Here is a 16,663-nt window from a genome sequence, read left to right on the forward strand (position 1 = left end):
CCGTCTCCCCGTGGAAGGTCTCTGTTTCATGCCCCTGGCCCTGCTCGCCCTAGCCGTGGGCGCCTTCGGCATCGGCACCACCGAGTTCGTGATGATGGGCCTCCTGCCCAACGTCGCCGACGACCTGCACATCTCCATCCCGTCGGCCGGACACCTCGTCTCCGCGTACGCCCTCGGCGTCGTCATCGGAGCGCCGCTGCTCGCCGCGCTCACCGCGCGCATGCCGCGCCGCCGCGTCCTCGTCGCACTCATGGTGCTGTTCGTGGCCGGCAACGCGGTGTCCGCCGCCGCGCCCGACTATCACCTGCTGATGGTGGCGCGCTTCGTCAGCGGGCTGCCGCACGGTGCCTTCTTCGGTGTCGGCGCGGTCGTCGCCACCTCGCTCGTGGCCCCGGAACGCAAGGCCCGCTCGGTGTCCCTGATGTTCCTCGGGCTCACGGTCGCCAACGTCATCGGCGTCCCCGTCGCCACGCTCATGGGCCAGCAGCTCGGCTGGCGCGCCACGTTCCTCGCGGTCAGTGCCATCGGGCTCGCCGCGATAGCCGCACTCCTGCTCCTCGTCCCCGCAGATCACGACCACGGCGAGACCGGCGGACTGCGCGGCGAGCTCAAGGCCCTCGGCTCCCTGCCCGTGTGGCTCGCGCTCGGCACCACAGTCGCCGGTTTCGGGGCGCTCTTCGCCGCGTACAGCTATGTCACGCCCATGCTCACCGGCGTGGCCGGTTTCGCGGCGGGCAGTGTGACGCTGCTGCTCGGCCTGTTCGGCGTAGGCGCCACGGCGGGAAACCTGCTGGGCGGGAGGCTTGCAGACCGATCCCTCCGGGGGACGCTGTTCGGGGGACTAATTTCACTCGGCATCGTGCTGGCGCTCTTTCCCCTCCTCATGCACACAGGGTGGAGCGCCGCAGTAGCCGTGGCGCTACTCGGCATGGCGGCCTTCACCACCGGATCGCCGCTCCAGCTGATGGTCATGGAGAAGGCATCCGACGCGCCGTCGCTCGCCTCCTCCGCCAACCAGGCCGCCTTCAACCTCGCGAACGCGGGCGGCGCCTGGATCGGCGGGCTGGCGCTCGCGGCCGGTTTCGGGCTCACGTCTCCCGCGGTCGCGGGGGCCGCGCTCGCGGGACTCGGGATAGGCGTGGCGGCGGTCGCCTACGGGGTGGACCGGCGACGGGGCGGCGGGCCCGGCAGGCTGGTGGCCATGCACCCCCGCCCATCAAACCGAGTGCCTTCCGTCATTGAATAGATTCGCGCCACCTGTTCGTGATCGGCAGGCGCCGGTCCTTGCCGAAGCCCTTCGCGGAGATCTTGGTGCCCGGCGGGTACTGGCGACGCTTGTACTCCGCCGCGTCCACCATTCGCAGAGTCTTCGCCACCAGCGCGGGGTCGAAGCCCGCCGCCACGATCGCGTCCCGGCCCTTGTCCCGGTCCACGTAGAGCGCCAGGAGCGCGTCGAGGACCGGGTAGTCCGGAAGCGAATCGGTGTCCACCTGGTCCGGGCGCAGCTCCGCGCTGGGCGGCTTGGTGATCGAGTTCTCCGGAATCGGCGGAGTCTGCCCCCGCTCCGCAGCCGCTCTGTTCCGCCACTCGGCAAGCCGGAAGACCGACGTCTTGTACACGTCCTTGATGGGACCGTACGCACCCACCGAGTCTCCATAGAGCGTCGAATAGCCCACCGCCAGCTCGGACTTGTTGCCCGGGGCAAGAACGATGTGGCCCTCCTGGTTGGAGACCGCCATCAGGAGCGTGCCGCGCAGGCGTGACTGGAGGTTCTCCTCGGCGAGGCCCGTGAGGCCCAGCGACTCCATGTACACGTCGAACATCGGCTCGATGGGGACGGTGCGGAAGTTGAGGCCGGTACGGCGGGCCAGTTCCGCCGCGTCGCCCTTCGAGTGGTCCGAGGAGTACTTCGACGGCATGGCGATGCCGTACACGTTCTGCGCGCCCAGCGCGTCGCAGGCGATCGCCGCGGTCAGCGCCGAGTCGATGCCGCCCGAGAGCCCGATCAGAACTGACCGGAAACCGTTCTTCGCGGCGTAGGCGCGCAGGCCCACGACCAGCGCCGAGTAGACCTCCTCGTCGTCGTCCAGACGGTCCGCGTAGCCGCCGGTGAGCTCTCGCTCGTACGGGGCGACGTGGTCCTCGGAGAGCGTCACGTGGTCGATGCGGAGGCCGTCGTCGACGGTGCCCGAGAGGGCCTCCGGCCGCGCCGCCGGGAGATCCAGGTCCAAAACTACGCAGCCCTCGGCGAACTGGGGGGCCCGCGCCACGACTTCGCCCTCGGCGTCCACGACGATCGAGTCGCCGTCGAAGACGAGTTCGTCCTGGCCGCCGATCATGGCGACGTACGCGAGGGTGCAGCCCGCCTCCTGCGCGCGCTTGCGTACGAGGTCCAGGCGGGTGTCGTCCTTGTTCTGCTCGTACGGCGACGCGTTGATGGAGATCAAGAGGCCGGCGCCCGCCGTACGCGTGGCCGGTACGCGGCCGCCGTCCTGCCAGAGGTCTTCGCAGATGGCGAGCGCCACGTCGATTCCGTGGACCCGGACGACAGGGAGCGTGTCACCCGGCACGAAGTAACGGAACTCGTCGAAGACGCCGTAGTTGGGAAGGTGGTGCTTGGCGAACGTCAGCACGACACGACCCTGGTGGAAGACCGCGGCGGCGTTCTGCGGGGCCCCTGCGGGCTGGCCGTACTTGGGCTGTGCCGTCTCCGAACGGTCCAGGTAGCCGACGATCACGGGAAGATCGCCGTGTCCCTCGTCGGCGAGGCGCTGGGCAAGAGTGGTCAGAGCCTGGCGCGAGGCCTCCACGAAGGACTCGCGCAGGGCGAGGTCCTCCACGGGGTAGCCGGTGAGGGCCATCTCGGGGAACGCGACCAGGTGCGCTCCCTGTTCGGCCGCGTGCTTGGTCCAGCGGACGATCGCCTCGGCGTTTCCGGCGAGGTCGCCGACGGTCGAGTCGATCTGATTCAGAGCGAGACGTAGTTGAGGCACGGGATCAGCATATTCGTCTGACTGACGCGATGTCCTGATGAGAAGCCTCACCGGCCAGCAGGCCGCCTACGAGACGGGAGGGGCCGTGGGGGCATGTGCGCGCGGAGCCACCAGCACCACGCGCACGGGACGCGAACCCCACGTAAACCCGTAGAACAGCGAGCACGTACATGCCCCCGCGGCCCCGCACCCAAAAACGCAACGACCCCCACGCCGCAACAGCAGCCCACGAACCAGAAACGACACCCCACCACTCGGTAGCTAAGGCGTCCGGTTGGGCCGGACGCTGTCTCTGATCACTATGTGCGTGCCCAGAAGATGGCGTTGCTGGCCGGGGCGGGAGGTGCCGGTGAGGGCGAGACGGACCGCGGTGCGGCCCATTTCCTCGCCAGGGATGTGGACCGTGGTGAGGCCGGGGGTGATGTCCGCGGCCACCGGGTCGTCGTTGTAGCCCACCACCGAGATGTCCTCGGGCACCCGCAGGCCGTACTCCGCCAGGACACGGATCGCCGCCGCGGCCACGCGGTCGTCGCCGGCGAAGACCGCGGTGAAGTCGGGCTTGCCGTCGCACTTGTCCAACAGATCACGCATCGCCTCGTAGCCGTGCTGCTGGCCGAAGCCGACGCCGTGCAGGATCGCGTCAGAGCGGGGGACGCCGTGGTCGTCCAGGGCGCGCAGATAGCCCGTCACACGGTCCTCGCCCGTGGTGTTGCCGGGCTGATACCCGATCATCGCGATCTTCCGGTGCCCAGCGCCGAGCAGGTGGCTGGTGATGGCGTGGGCGCCCGCGCCGTTGTCGTACTCGACCACGAGTGCCGGAACGTCGGGGGCAGGCGCCGGACGTCCGCACAGAACAAGCCGAGAGCCGGCCGCAGCCAGCGCCTCCGCGTAGTGCGCCATGCGCTCGCGGTACTCGTCGTCCTCGATGACGCCTCCGACCAGGACCACGGCCTCCGCCGCCTGTTCGCGCATCATCTGGACCAGGGCCAGCTCGCGGGCCGCGTCGCCGCCCGTCGAGCAGACCAGGGTGAGCCTGTTGTGCTGGGCGGCCTCCATCTCGACACCCTGCGCCACCGCGGCGTAGAAGGAGCTGACCACGTCGAACATCAGGACCGCGATCGTCTTGCGCCCCGCCCCCGCCAGCGCTCGGGCATGCGCGTTCACCACGTAATCCAGGTCCTTCGCGGCCCGCTGGACCTTGGCGCGTGACGCCGCGGACGTCGGGTAGTTGCCTGCCAGGACCCGCGAAACGGTCGCGACGGAGACGCCCGCGCGCGCGGCCACGTCACGGATGGTGACCCGCTCACCCACTGTTGTCTCTCCTCAACTTGCCGGTCCGGGGCGGGCGATGCCGCCCCGGACCATCATGGACGATGCCGTGTTGTCAGTGCGCGGCCTCGTACTCCTTGGCGTACTCCTCCAGCGCCTGCTTGCCGCCCTGGCTGAGCCACTTCTTGTAGATGCCGTCCCAGTCGGAGACCTTCTGGCGACCGCTCACGACGGCGGTGACGCCGTCCTGGATGATCTGGGTGAGGGTCGCGCCCTGCTTGTTGTACGTGTCCGACTGCAGGCCCCACGAGTCGTTGGGGACCATCATCGGGACGACCTTCTGCTGCCACGCGTGCAGCCGCTTGATGACGTCGGCGTAGCCGGGCGCGTAGAGGACCTGCGGGGCGTCGCTGAGGTACACGAAAGGCAGGTTCACCTTCGACTCGACCAGGCCGAGCGGCGTAGCGATCGGGTTGTTGTCCTTGTCCCGCTTGAAGTGTGTGCCCTCCAGGCCGAAATGGACCAGCTCGTACTCCTCCGAACCGAAGGGGGACGCCAGATAGTTCAGGATGCGCAGCATCAGCTTGACGCGGTCCTTGGACGCCTTCTTGATCACGGTGTAGCCGAAGGCGCCCCGGCTCTGCTGGTAGCCGGGCGTCACGCCTTCGGGGGTGTACGGGACAAGGGCGTCCAGGTCGAACGCGCCCTTGATGCCGGCTGCCGAACCCGGGTAGGAGAGGAAACCGTCGGTCATCGACAGGACCGAGCCGTTCCAGAACTGCGTCTTGAGGTCCACCTGCGAGACCGAGGTGGCCTCCGGGTAGTACGAGCCCTGCTTGCGGAGCTTCGACATGAATTCGAGCGACGCCTTGAACTCGTCGGTGCCGGCGAAGTACGTCGTCTTGCCGTCCTTGATGCGCCACTCGTTGGGTGCGCCGTGCCAGGTGGCGTGCGTTTTGAAGCCGTAGTAGGCGGTCATGGATGCTCCGAGCGCCCACTTCTTGCCGCCGGTGGCGTCCTTCGCCATCGCAGCGAAGTCGTCCGCCGACATGCCGGGCTTGTAACCCGCCTTGGCGAAGGCCTGACCGTTGAAGAACATCGTGTCCTGCGGCTTCGGGCGCTCCACCGGGACGCCGAAGATGCGGCCCGAGATGCGGCCCATGCCCTGCCAGGCGTACGTCGGGATGCCCGCCAGGTGCGGGTAGTCCTTCACCGCGTCGCCCGACAGGTACTCCGTGAGGTCGGCGCAGCGCGACTTCACGAACTGGGCCTCGCGCGGGAGGACGTAGCCGCCGCCGATGTTGATGATGTCCGGGATGTCGTCGCCCGCGAACAGCGTCGCCATCTTGGTCCGGAAGTCCGCGTCGGGGACGACGGTGAACTCGACGTCCACACCGAGCGCCTCGTTGATCGCGGTCCACAGCTTGTTCTGCGCCGCAGGCTTCGGCGGGGTGCCGTAGGTGATGGTGAGGACCCTGATCTTCTCCTTACCGGTGCCGGGCTTCTCGGCGACAGCCTTGACCAGCTTTCCGGGGTACGAGGTATAGCCGGCCTGCACGCCCTCGGCGGTCGGCGCGAGGTCCGGCGTCGCGCCGCCGGCGGGGGTGTACGTGGGCCACGCGGCCCCCTTCTTACCCGCGTTGGAGACCGAGCCGCCGTCGCCGGAGTCGGTGGAGCACGCGGTGAGGACGGACGGGGCGGCAAGGGCTGCGCCGCCGACGGCTATGGAACGCAGCAGCGTACGGCGCGACATCGAGGAACCGGACACGTGAATCGACCCTTCGGAACGGGGAGTTGACTAGCTCTTGATGGCGCCGGTGAGCACGCCCTTGGTGAAGTACTTCTGCACGAACGGGTAGACGACGAGGATCGGGACGGTGGCGATGACCAGGACTGCCATCTGTGTCGTCTGCGGGGCCGACACCATGCCCGCCTCGCTGAGGCCCGTGTCGGTGATCTGCGCGCCGCCGATCACATAGGTGCGCAGGACCTGGGAGAGCGGCCAGTGGTCCGACTCCAGGTAGATCGAGGCGTTGAACCAGGCGTTCCAGTAGCTCACCGCGTAGAACAGGCCGACGACGGCGAGCGCTGCTTTGGAGAGGGGCAGGACGATGCGCCAGAAGACCGTCCAGTCGCCCGCGCCGTCGAGGCGCGCCGCCTCGTAAAGCTCCTCGGGGATGCCCTGGAAGAAGCCGCGCAGGACGACGAGGTTGAAGACGTTGATGAGGACGGGGGCTATCAGAGCCGCGTACATGTTCTGCAGGCCCAGGCCCTTGACCAGGAGGAACGCCGGGATCATGCCCGGGGGGAAGAGGAAGGTGAACAGGACGATCAGGAGGATCGGCTTGCCGCCCAGGACTCCGGGGCGGCTCAGCGCGTAGGCCAGGAAGGACGTGCAGGCGAGCGAGGCCAGGGTGCCGATGACGGTGATGCCGACGCTTACGCCCAGGGCCTTGGTGACGATGCCGCCGCTGAGGATGTTGCGGTAGGCGCGCAGCGTGGGGTCCGTGGGCCACAGGACCCAGCCGCCGTTCGCGACCACCTCCCTGTTGGAGGCCAGTGACGTCGAGATGATCACGATGAAGGGAACCAGGACCAGAGCCAGGACCGCGACGACGGCGATGGCCTTCGCGACCGTGGTGAGGGGCTTGGGCTTTTCCATCCAGGCCGGGCGCGTGAGGTGATTGGCTGCCGTGCTCACTTGTAGACCCCCTGCTCGCCGAGCTTGTGCGCGACCCGGTTGGCGGTGAAGACGAGGACCGCGCCGACCAGGCCCTTGAACAGGCCGGCGGCGGCCGCGTATCCGGTGTCGCCGCCGACGATTCCCTGCCAGAAGACGAACGTGTCGAGGACCTCGCCGACCTGCGGGCCGACCGACTGCCGCTGGAGCAGCATCTGTTCGAAGCCGACGGAGAGGATGTCGCCGAGGCGCATGATCAGGAGCAGCACGATGATGGGCCGGATGGAGGGCAGGGTGACGTGCCAGAAACGGCGCCAGGGGCCCGCCCCGTCGATCGCCGCCGCCTCGTACTGCTGCTCATCGACCTGCATCAGCGCGGCCAGGAAGATGATCGTGCCCCAGCCGGCGTCCTTCCAGACGACCTCGGCCACCACCAGCGGGCGGTACGCGTCGGGGTTGCCGATGATGTCGACGGTATGGATCCCGGAGTCGCTCAGGAACGAGTTCAACAGGCCGGTGTCGGACAGGACTTGCTGGAAGAGGGCCACGACGATGACCCAGGAGAGGAAGTGGGGCAGGTAGACGACCGACTGGACGAAGCGGCGCAGGAAGTCCGAGGTCAGGCTGTGGAGCAGCAGCGCGATCGCCAGGGGGATCGGGAAGAAGAACGTGAGCTGGAGCACCGCTATGTAGAAGGTGTTCCACGTCGCGTGCCAGAAGCCCGGGTCGCCGAACATCCGGCTGAAGTTGGCGAAGCCCACCCAGGGGCTTCGCCACAGGCCGTCGAACGGGACGTACTCCTTGAACGCCACGGCGTTGCCGATGAAGGCGCCGTAGTGGAACAGGAGGAAGTAGGCCAGGCCCGGGAGCATCAGCAGGAGCAGGGTGCGGCTGCTCCGAAACCGCTTCCCGAGGCTGTCCTGGTTGTGTTTGCCTGACTTTGACCCGATGCCCGGGGTGCCGGGGGGCTTCACCGCCTCGGTCTCGGGCCTGTCCTTCGCCACCGTGGGCACGGAAACCCCTCCGTTGTTGGAACAAGGTGAGCGGGAATCTAAAACGGTTACTACGCCGGGTCAACCCCCTTGTCCTCGTGAACTATTGACCATTCTTCGAAGTTCGGCCTAGCCTCCTGACATCTTGAGGTAACCGGTTACTAGATTTCTGCATGGTGGAGGGTGGTAGCGCGTGGCAGCACACCGACCGATCGCGGCACTGGCCATGGACGCCGAGGTGCTCGACCGGGTCATCCCGTCGGACCTGCGGCAACGGCTCGGGCGGTGCGCCGACCTCGCGCCCGTGCCGCTGACCGGGCCGCTCGACACCCCGGAGGCCCGTGCGGTCCTGGCCGGGGCCGAGTTGCTGATCACCGGCTGGGGCTGCCCGCAGCTCACCGAGGACGTCCTGGCGCACGCGCCCCGGCTGCGGGCCGTCGTGCACGCCGCCGGATCGGTCAAGCCCGTTGTCACCGACGCCCTGTGGGACCGGCCCGGCGTGACCGTGTCCTCCGCCGCGGACGCCAACGCGGGCCCCGTCGTCGCCTTCACGCTCGCCGCGATCACCTTCGCCGCGAAGAAGGCGCTGCCCGTCGCCGCGCGCTATGCCGGCGGGTGGCCCGGCTTCACCGAGCGGGAGGGCGCCGACGGGCGGGTCGTCGGCATCATCGGCGCCTCCCGCATCGGCCGGCGCGTCATCGCCGGGCTGCGCGCCTCGGACGCCGGGTACCGGATCCTGCTGACCGATCCGTACGTCGGGAAGGAGGAGGCGGCTGCTCTGGGGGCGGAGCTCGTGGAGCTCGCCGAGCTGTGCCGGCGGAGCTCTGTCGTGAGCGTGCACGCACCTCAACTGCCGGAGACCCGGGGCATGTTGGGGGAGGAGATGCTGAAGCTCGTGCCGGACGGCGGTGTCGTCGTCAACACGGCCCGGGGGTCGATCGTCGATACCGAGGCGCTGACCCGGGAGTGCGCGGCCGGGCGGCTCGACGCCTTTCTGGATGTCACCGACCCCGAGCCGTTGCCGCCGGACCACCCCTTGCTCGCACTGCCGAACGTCCTCGTCACCCCGCACATGGCCGGCGCGCAGGGCAGCGAGGTGCGCAGGCTCGGGCAGTACGCGGTCGAGGAGGCGGAGCGGTTCGCGCGCGGCGAGGAACTGCTCGGGAAGCTGGTGCGGGAGGACCTCGCACGGCTCGCGTGAGACGGAGGCACGGCCCGCGTGAGGCGAGGGCACGGCTTGCGTGAGACGGGGGATCGGCAAGTGAATGTAACCGTTTCCTGCCCGACCCATTGACCACAAGGGCCTTACTGGGCACGGTACTTGCCGAACTTCCCTCCTATCCCCAGGAGTAAGAATGGCACCGGTTACATCAGGGCTCCGAAGAGCCGGCACCACGCTCGCGGCGGGCCTCGCGCTCGCCGCCTCCGTGCTCGTCGCCCCCGCGGCCGCCCAGGCCGGGGACCCGGCCAGACCCGTTCACCCGGCCCACCCCGAGCAGTCCGCGAGCACCCCCTACTACGTGGACTGTTCCGCCGCCACGAACGGTGACGGCAGCCTCGCCGCGCCGTACAACTCCCTGGCCGCCGCCAACGCCGTCACCTACGGCCCCGGCGACCGCCTCTACTTCAAGCGCGGCGCCACCTGCCAGGGCCAGCTCAAGCCCACCGGGTCCGGCGCGGCCGGCAACCCCGTCAGGGTGTCCCCCTACGGTTCCGGCGGCGCCCGCCCTGTGATCGAGGGCGGCGGCACCGTCTACGCCGCCGTCCATCTCCTCAACGTCGAGCAGTGGGAGATCAGCGGCCTGGAGGTCACCAACAAGGGCGCCACGGACGCCGAGCGCAACGGCATCCTCGTCGAGCTCGCCGACCACGGCACCGGCACGCACTACGTCCTCGACGACGTCTACGTCCACGACGTCAACGGCGGCGACACCAAGAGCAGCAACGGCATCCAGTTCCGTGTCTCCGGCACGACCACGCCGACCCGCTTCGACGACGTGCTTGTCGAGAACAGTGAGGTCTACAAGGTCGACCGCGAGGGCCTGACCACCATGTCCAGCTGGAACTGCCGCGCCATCTACGGCTGCACCAGCGGGCCGGCGTGGACGGCCAGTACGCGTGTCGTGTTCCGCGGCAACAAGATCCACGACATCGGCGGCGACGGCATGGTCGTGCGTGCGACGCGCGACGCGCTGGTCGAGCACAACGAGGGCTACGACATCTGGATGCGCTCGGCGGGCAACAACGCCGGGTTCTGGACCATCAACAGCGACGGGACCGTCTTCCAGTACAACGAGGTCCACCATGTGCGGCGGCCCGGTCTGAACGACGGCATGGCCTTCGACGCCGACTTCGGCACGCGGGGCGCCGTCTTCCAGTACAACTACAGCCACGACAACCAGGGCGGCTTCCTGCTGCTGTGCGGGGCTTGCGGGGGCGGGGCCAACACCGCAGGCACCGTGGCCCGTTACAACCTGTCGGTGAATGACGGGTCCCGGATCCTGTACGCGGTCGGTGACGCCGCCGCCCAGATGCTCAACAACACCTTCTACATGAAGGCCGGTTCGACCACGGCGATCGTGGAGAGCAGCGGCGGAGCGTCCACCACCCTGTGGGCCAACAACATCATCTACAACCTCGGCACCGGCGGCTACGGCGGCATCGCCTCCCAGCACACCTGGCGCAACAACGTCATGTACGGCAACCACCCGGCCTCCGAGCCCGCCGACCCCGGCAAGGTGACCGCCGACCCGCAGCTCGCCGCCCCGGGTTCCGCCGACCCCGCCGGCTACCAGCTGAAGGCCGGTTCCCCGGCCCGTGGCGCCGGAATGGTCAGCACCGGATCCGGCGGCAAGGACTACTTCGGCGGTCCGGCCCCCGTGGCGTGCCGTCCCGACATCGGCGCCCACCAGGCGTCCGCGTTCGACGACGCGGCCTGCTCGGGCGGCACCAACCTGGTCGCCAACCCCGGCTTCGAGGCGGGCGGCGTCGCGCCGTGGGCACCGTCCGGGACCGTCGCGCTCGACACCGTGAACCCGCACAGTGGCGGCGCCGCCCTGCGCGTCTCGGGCTACCCCAGCACCGCCGAGCAGAAGGTCACCGTCGAGCCGAACACGACGTACACGCTCTCCGGCTGGGGGCGCGTCGACGCCTACGACACCCAACTGGCCGTGGGCGTCAAGAACTTCGGCGGGACCGAGACCCGGATCCCCGCGTTCACCGCCTTCGGCTGGAAGACCGGCAGCATCACCTTCACCACGGGCGCCACCAACACCTCGGCGACCCTGTACTGCTACACCCGTACCGGCAAGGGCAGCGGCTGGTGCGACGACCTGAGGATCGTCAAGCAGTAGCCTCGCGAGGTCGTACACATGCGGCGGCGCCCGCCTCCGGTTCTGACCCGGGGGCGGGCGCCGTCTTCGTGCGTGCCGGTCAGCGGCGGCCGAACGACGTCACGTAGCCCGGCGCCGGCGAGCCGACACCCGTCACGTCGTCGTAGCCGGTGACGGCCTTGAGCGAGCTGTCCTTGCCGAGGCTGCGGACCGAGGTCAGCAGGCCGTCGGCCCCGTCGAACCCGTTCGCGTAGTCGACGCGGACCACGGCCAGGTCACGGCCGCCCGGCCGGTCCGTGACGTCGTGGTAGATCTTCGAGCCGAAGTGGTCGTAGATCGCCGGGTTGGCGAAGCCGAGCGCGTGCCCGCCGCGGGCCTGCTGTACCAGCGCCTGGACGCCCGCGATGACGGGGGCCGCCAGCGAGGTGCCGCCGATGCGGTACTCGTCGTACTTGAGCGACCCGTCGGGGAACGTCTGCGTCTGGCCGACGAGGAAGCCGGTGTTCGGGTCGGCCACCGCGGAGATGTCCGGCACGGTCCGCATCTTCTGCTGGCCGCCGTTGGCGCGGGCCAGCGTGTTCGGGACGACTCCGCGCTGGTAGAACGGCTGCTTCACCGTCTTGCTGGTGCCGCCGCCCGCGCCCGAGGTGTACGCCCCGGGGAAGCCCGCCCAGCTCTTGCCGTCCGCCGACAGGCTCGACTTGAGCGTGCCCCAGCCGGTCTCGAACTGGTACGTGTCGCCCTTGCCGACGGCGAGCGAGGTACCGCCCACGGCCGTCACCCACGCCGAGTTGGCGGGCGTGTCGACCTGCTTCGTGCCGGTGTGGGCCACCTCGTCGCCGTTGTCGCCGGACGAGAAGTAGAAGCCGATGCCCTCGATCGCGCCGAACTTGAAGATCTGGTCGTACGCGGCGGCGAGGTCCGGGGTCTGGCTGGCCTCGATGTCGCCCCACGAGTTCGACACGATGTCGGCGAGGTGGCCGTCGACGACCTTGCCGAGCGAGTCGAGCAGCGCGTCGTCGTAGCAGGACGCGGCGCCGACGTAGGTGATGTCGGCGGCGGGCGCCACGGCGTGCACGGCCTCGACGTCGAGGGTCTCCTCGCCGTACCAGCCGGCCGCGCCGCACTCCTCGGTCTTGGTGTAGTCCGAGGGCAGGACCTGCTTCAGCTGGCCGCTGCGGTAGGCCGCGTCACCGTTGCGCTGGGCGTAGGTGGCCGCGTCCTTCGCGATGGTCGGCGAGGCGTACGCGTCGGTGATGGCGACGCGGACCCCCTTGCCGGTCTTCGTGCCGGCGCCGTAGGCCGCGCGAAGCTGCTTGCCGGTGTAGCCCTTCACGGCGTACGGGGCCTTCTGGCCGTACGCCGACGGCAGGCTGCTCGCCGTCTTCGAGCCGAAGTACGACGAGAACGGGCCGGCGTTGTGGAACACGGCGTCCGGCGGCGGCAGGGTCTCGTCGTGGTTCGCCTTGTGCGGCGCGTTGTCCAGGCCGGTCACGGTGAGGACCGCGCCGTTCAGGGCGGCGGGCACGGTGGCGGCGGCCGCGGGTGCGCGGTAGGTGTGCGCGCCCTTGGCGTAGTTGTGCAGCTGCGCGCCGAACGCCTTCTCGGCGGCGGCGACGTCGCCGGAGACGGATACGTAGTGCTTGCTGACGCCGGTCACGGTGAGGCCCGAGGACTCGAGCCACTTGGTGACGTCGGCTATCTGGGCCTTGGTCGCGCCGAAGCGGGCCTGCGCCTGCTTGGCGCTGAGGTACTTGCCGTAGAGCGGCGAACTCGGGTCGGACACGGCCTTCGCGTACGCGGCGAGGCCCGCCGCGTCACGCCCCGCGAGGTAGACGCGGGCGTGCACGGCCGAGGTGTCCGATGCGGCGCCCTGGTCGGCCTTGGCCGTGGCCCACAGCGGCTTGGTGCCGGTCAGTGCGTCGCGGGCGCCCGGGTTCGGGTCGGCCTGCGCGACGGGTGCTGCGATGGCGAGCGCGCCGGCGAGCAGTGGCAGTGTCGCTGCCAGGCTCAGCCCTGCGCGGGCCGCGGCACGGGTGGATCTCATACAACCCCCTGCGAATGTGGTTCGTCGCGTGTGGCGACTGTGACGCGTGTGCACTGGTCGATCTGTGCACGCAACTGATCACTGTTGCGCCGAACCGTTCATGCGCGGGGAATGGAAGCACCAAGAAGAGCCCAAGGAACGCTATTCGGGGGCGATTTGAGGGCGATTTAAGGCGTTACGTGATCGGGCTGGGGGTTGGCTGTGGGTGTGCCCCCCGTTGCCCCCGTCACGACCGGTCCTTCAACATCCCCGCCATCAGGTCGAGTTCCGACTTCTGGGACGCGACCATGCCCGCCGCGAGCCGCTTCTCCACCCCGACCCCGCACCGCTCGACACAGCCCTGCGCCATGTGGACACCGCCCTTGTGGTGCGCGGTCATGAGCCGGAGGTACAGCACCTCGGCGCGCCTGCCGCTCGCCTTGCGCAGCTCGTCGAGCTGCGCGTTCGTGGCCATTCCGGGCATCAGCGCGCCGTCCTGCCCCGGCGGCATGTCGGCCATGCCCATCCACGCCATCGGCGGCTTCGCGGACACCTTGGGCAGCCCCCACAGATCGAGCCAGCCGAGCAGCATGCCTCGCTGGTTGGCCTGCGTCTGCGCGATGTCGTAGGCGAGGCGGCGCACCTCCTCGTCGTGCGTGCGGTCGCGCACGATGTACGACATCTCCACGGCCTGCTGGTGGTGGACCGCCATGTCCCGGGCGAACCCGGCGTCGGCGGACTCCGCGCCCGGCACCCGCACGGCCGCCGCGTCACCACCCGACTCCCCGTCGGCGACCGCGTACGTGACCGCGCCGCCCGCGACGAGGACCGCCGCCACGGCCGGCGCGAGCCAGGCCGTGCGCCTCACTGGGTCAGGCCGTTGGTGCAGGCGGCCCCCGGCTCCGGGGTCTGCTTGCCCTGGACGAACGACGCGAAGAACGTGTTCACGTCCGGGTCGGTCGCGCTCTTCACGGTCCGCTGGTGCCCCCAGGCGCTCAGCATGATCGGGTCCTTCTGGTCCGGATCCGGGCTCATCAGCGAGTACGGCGTCTGCGACACCTTCGCCGCCAGTTTCTTCACGTCCCCCGGATCGGCCTTGTCCGTGTACGTCACCCAGACCGCGCCGTGCTCCATGGCGTGCACCGCGTTCTCGTTCGGGATCGCCTTCTTGTAGACGTCGCCGTTGCAGTTCATCCAGACCTGGCTGTGGTCCCCGCCCACCGGCGGCGTCATCGGGTACGTGACCTTGTGCGCGACGTGGTTGCGGGTCAGCTTCCCGGTCCAGGTCCTCACCCCGTCCGCGCCGGTCGTGAACGAGCCCGCGGCCGCCGACTTGGCGTCGGCCTTCGCGCTGTCCTTCGACGCGGCGTCCCCCTTCGTCAGGGCCCACGCCCCGAATCCGACGAGGCCCGCGACGACGACGCCGCTCACCACGATCGTGAGGACGCGGCCGCGCCGCTCGCGGGAGCGCTCGGCGCGCCGCATCTCCTCGATCCGTTCCTTGCGCGTCGCGGTGTCGGTGCTGTTGGGGGAACCCATGGTGAGTCCTTCTGGGAAAGGGATGGGACGGGACGGGACGGGGCGGGACTGGAGGGGACTGGGCGGGAGACGGGGCTGGTCGGGTGATCGGGTGGGCTGATCGTAGTGGGGCGCATGAGGCGCTGGCCATGCCGTGTCGCAGGCGCCCCGGGCCGCGGGGACTATGGGACGAGGGGCCTCAGCAGGCACTATGGGCACGGAGTCGTACACATCTGCTGTTCGCACGATGTTCGGACCGGGGTCGACGAGTCGATCATGGTCGGCAACGCGGACGAAACGGTGATGTGGTGGGATGCTCAGGAGCCTGCCTACCAGGTCCCGCGAGACGCGGACGCAGGCGGCCTGACCAGCAAGGATGGGTGGAATCGGACAATGGACAAGCAGCAGGAATTCGTGCTCCGGACGCTCGAGGAGCGGGATATCCGGTTCGTCCGCCTGTGGTTCACGGATGTCCTCGGCTTCCTCAAGTCGGTGGCCGTGGCCCCGGCGGAGCTGGAGCAGGCCTTCGACGAGGGCATCGGCTTCGACGGCTCCGCGATCGAGGGCTTCGCCCGCGTCTACGAGTCCGACATGATCGCCAAGCCCGATCCGTCGACGTTCCAGGTGCTGCCCTGGCGCGCCGAGGCCCCCGGCACGGCCCGGATGTTCTGCGACATCCTGATGCCCGACGGCTCCCCGTCGTTCGCGGACCCGCGCTACGTCCTGAAGCGGGCGCTGGCCAAGACCTCCGACCTCGGCTTCACCTTCTACACCCACCCCGAGATCGAGTTCTTCCTCCTCAAGGACAAGCCGCTCGACGGCACGCGTCCCACCCCGGCCGACAACTCCGGCTACTTCGACCACACCCCGCAGAACGTCGGCATGGACTTCCGCCGCCAGGCCATCACGATGCTCGAATCCATGGGCATCTCGGTCGAGTTCAGCCACCACGAGGGCGCCCCCGGCCAGCAGGAGATCGACCTGCGGTACGCCGACGCGCTCTCCACGGCCGACAACATCATGACGTTCCGCCTCGTCATGAAGCAGGTCGCCCTGGAGCAGGGGGTCAACGCCACCTTCATGCCCAAGCCGTTCTCCGAGCACCCCGGCTCCGGCATGCACACGCACCTCTCCCTCTTCGAGGGCGACCGCAACGCGTTCTACGAGTCCGGCTCGGAGTACCAGCTCTCCAAGGTCGGCCGCTCCTTCATCGCGGGCCTGCTCAAGCACGCCGCGGAGATCTCCGCCGTCACCAACCAGTGGGTCAACTCGTACAAGCGCATCTGGGGCGGCGGCGGCCGCACCGCCGGCGCGGGCGGCGAGGCCCCCTCGTACATCTGCTGGGGCCACAACAACCGCTCGGCCCTCATCCGCGTCCCGATGTACAAGCCCGGCAAGACCGGCTCCGCGCGCGTCGAGGTCCGCTCGATCGACTCGGGCGCGAACCCCTACCTGACGTACGCGGTGCTGCTCGCCGCCGGACTCAAGGGCATCGAGGAGGGCTACGAGCTCCCGCCGGGCGCCGACGACGACGTGTGGGCCCTGACCGACGCCGAGCGCCGCGCCATGGGCATCGAGCCGCTCCCGCAGAACCTCGGCGAGGCGATCACCCTCATGGAACGCAGCGAACTCGTCGCCGAGACGCTGGGGGAGCACGTCTACGACTTCTTCCTCCGCAACAAGAAGCAGGAGTGGGAGGAGTACCGCAGCGAGGTCACGGCCTTCGAACTGCGGAAGAACCTGCCGGTGCTGTAAGGGTTTTCCGGTGCTGTAAGGGTTTTGGGGCACGGGGGCGGGGCGCTTGAGGCGTCTCGCCCCCTTTGTCGTGGTGCGCTCGCTACCGTGGTCGGTGA

Annotated in this window: 12 protein-coding genes; 4 read left to right on the forward strand and 8 right to left on the reverse strand. The window is 69.3% G+C overall.

What is annotated here, in order from left to right:
• The first annotated feature begins 28 nt into the window (after positions 1–28).
• On the forward strand, positions 29–1,246 hold the full coding sequence (locus EOT10_RS11675) for an MFS transporter (protein WP_127828051.1): 1,218 nt from the start codon (positions 29–31) through the stop codon (positions 1,244–1,246).
• On the opposite strand, the gene EOT10_RS11680 is transcribed toward EOT10_RS11675, so the two are convergent.
• From EOT10_RS11680 to EOT10_RS11700, 5 genes are all read right to left on the reverse strand, one after another.
• Positions 1,236–2,993, reverse strand: a complete 1,758-nt coding sequence (locus EOT10_RS11680; protein ID WP_127828052.1) for an NAD+ synthase — start codon at positions 2,991–2,993, stop codon at positions 1,236–1,238. The two genes, EOT10_RS11675 and EOT10_RS11680, sit on opposite strands and share 11 nt — an antisense overlap.
• A 261-nt stretch (positions 2,994–3,254) precedes the next feature.
• Positions 3,255–4,304: a LacI family DNA-binding transcriptional regulator gene (locus tag EOT10_RS11685; RefSeq protein ID WP_127828053.1), complete on the reverse strand. Its 1,050-nt coding sequence runs from the start codon at positions 4,302–4,304 to the stop codon at positions 3,255–3,257.
• Positions 4,305–4,377: 73 nt separating this feature from the next.
• The gene (locus EOT10_RS11690; RefSeq protein WP_127828054.1) at positions 4,378–6,015 is read right to left on the reverse strand and encodes a sugar ABC transporter substrate-binding protein; all 1,638 of its coding nucleotides are present in this window, start codon (positions 6,013–6,015) and stop codon (positions 4,378–4,380) included.
• 45 nt (positions 6,016–6,060) lie between these two features.
• Positions 6,061–6,924 (reverse strand): carbohydrate ABC transporter permease, encoded by an 864-nt coding sequence (locus tag EOT10_RS11695; protein ID WP_127828222.1) that lies wholly within the window; start codon positions 6,922–6,924, stop codon positions 6,061–6,063.
• Positions 6,925–6,959: 35 nt separating this feature from the next.
• Positions 6,960–7,814, reverse strand: coding sequence for an ABC transporter permease (locus EOT10_RS11700; protein WP_127828223.1), 855 nt, complete (start codon positions 7,812–7,814; stop codon positions 6,960–6,962).
• 346 nt (positions 7,815–8,160) lie between these two features.
• Here EOT10_RS11700 and EOT10_RS11705 point away from each other — a divergent pair, with 346 nt between their 5' ends.
• Positions 8,161–9,135 carry a hydroxyacid dehydrogenase gene (locus EOT10_RS11705; protein ID WP_127828224.1) on the forward strand — a complete coding sequence of 325 codons (975 nt, stop codon included), beginning with the start codon at positions 8,161–8,163 and terminating at the stop codon, positions 9,133–9,135.
• A gap of 154 nt (positions 9,136–9,289) precedes the next feature.
• A complete protein-coding gene (locus EOT10_RS11710; protein WP_127828055.1) occupies positions 9,290–11,287 on the forward strand; it encodes a carbohydrate binding domain-containing protein in 1,998 nt (665 codons plus the stop codon).
• A gap of 79 nt (positions 11,288–11,366) precedes the next feature.
• On the opposite strand, the gene EOT10_RS11715 is transcribed toward EOT10_RS11710, so the two are convergent.
• The 3 genes from EOT10_RS11715 to EOT10_RS11725 form a co-directional block, all read right to left on the reverse strand.
• Positions 11,367–13,313, reverse strand: a complete 1,947-nt coding sequence (locus EOT10_RS11715; protein ID WP_127828056.1) for a S53 family peptidase — start codon at positions 13,311–13,313, stop codon at positions 11,367–11,369.
• 226 nt (positions 13,314–13,539) lie between these two features.
• On the reverse strand, positions 13,540–14,160 hold the full coding sequence (locus EOT10_RS11720) for a DUF305 domain-containing protein (protein ID WP_127828057.1): 621 nt from the start codon (positions 14,158–14,160) through the stop codon (positions 13,540–13,542).
• Complete coding sequence (locus EOT10_RS11725) at positions 14,157–14,831, reverse strand: thioredoxin-like domain-containing protein (RefSeq protein ID WP_127828058.1); 675 nt, start codon at positions 14,829–14,831, stop codon at positions 14,157–14,159. Before EOT10_RS11725 ends, EOT10_RS11720 begins: the two co-directional genes overlap by 4 nt.
• Before the next feature lie 372 nt (positions 14,832–15,203).
• Here EOT10_RS11725 and EOT10_RS11730 point away from each other — a divergent pair, with 372 nt between their 5' ends.
• On the forward strand, positions 15,204–16,565 hold the full coding sequence (locus tag EOT10_RS11730) for a glutamine synthetase family protein (protein ID WP_127828059.1): 1,362 nt from the start codon (positions 15,204–15,206) through the stop codon (positions 16,563–16,565).
• Positions 16,566–16,663: the final 98 nt, after the last annotated feature.

Origin of the sequence: Streptomyces antnestii, from assembly GCF_004005495.1 — a bacterium.
In the GTDB taxonomy this organism is placed as follows: domain Bacteria; phylum Actinomycetota; class Actinomycetes; order Streptomycetales; family Streptomycetaceae; genus Streptomyces; species Streptomyces antnestii.